This window comes from Vibrio sp. Y176 (genome assembly GCF_033438945.1).
In genome coordinates this window covers 1-688 of sequence record NZ_JAWOQS010000552.1, presented here as the reverse complement: position 1 = coordinate 688, position 688 = coordinate 1, and the positions used below count along the sequence as shown (strand labels likewise).

1 pseudogene is annotated in these 688 nt (G+C 44.8%); it reads left to right on the top strand.

Annotated features, from left to right (window positions below):
* Positions 1–595, top strand: a pseudogene (locus R7O13_RS27250) (hypothetical protein); the annotation flags it as partial.
* Positions 596–688 lie beyond the last annotated feature (93 nt).

Genomic DNA, 688 nt, shown 5'->3' with positions numbered 1-688 from the left:
ATTCATCGGCTTTGGGCAGTTGCCTGAAGAAGCTATTCGTTCTTGTTGGCGATACCGTAAACCCGTATCTGCTAAGTTATTGAGCCAAGCAAAGCAGTGTTGGCAAGCAGTGTCATGTTCCTCACCAAAAGCTATCGTCAGTTTGATAGATCAACATCAACTGGATTGCTTACCGAACATGTCCGATGTGCTTAGGCGTCTCTTGCAAGAACTGCCTCATACCAATAGCGGTTTGAGCATGACTCAACAGCTTGCTTTAAATGTATTGAGTTCACAGCGTTCACCCATCTCTGTAACAGAGTGGTTCAAGCGGTATCAGCAAATTGAACCGCTGCCTTTTTTAGGTGATGTCATGTTTTACGCCTTACTGTTACCACTTACTCAATCCGAAGTGCCGCTTTTCGCTATCGACTCATTAGAGAAAAATTGGTGGGAACAAAAAGTTACTCTGACCGAATTTGGCAAAGCGTGTTTAGCAGGCCAAAAGCGAGCAAAGCAATGTTACTGGGTGGGCGGAATGCGAATAAGCGAACATAATCATTGGCGTTGGGATCACCAACGCATCTCCTCACTATCTCACTACAAAAAATCGTAATTACGCAAACTTGAGCTGCGCTGCTATTGACTGTAGTGAGCATTAGCCTCGCCGTCTGGATCCAAATACTATTACGGCCTATCACCTATTTCA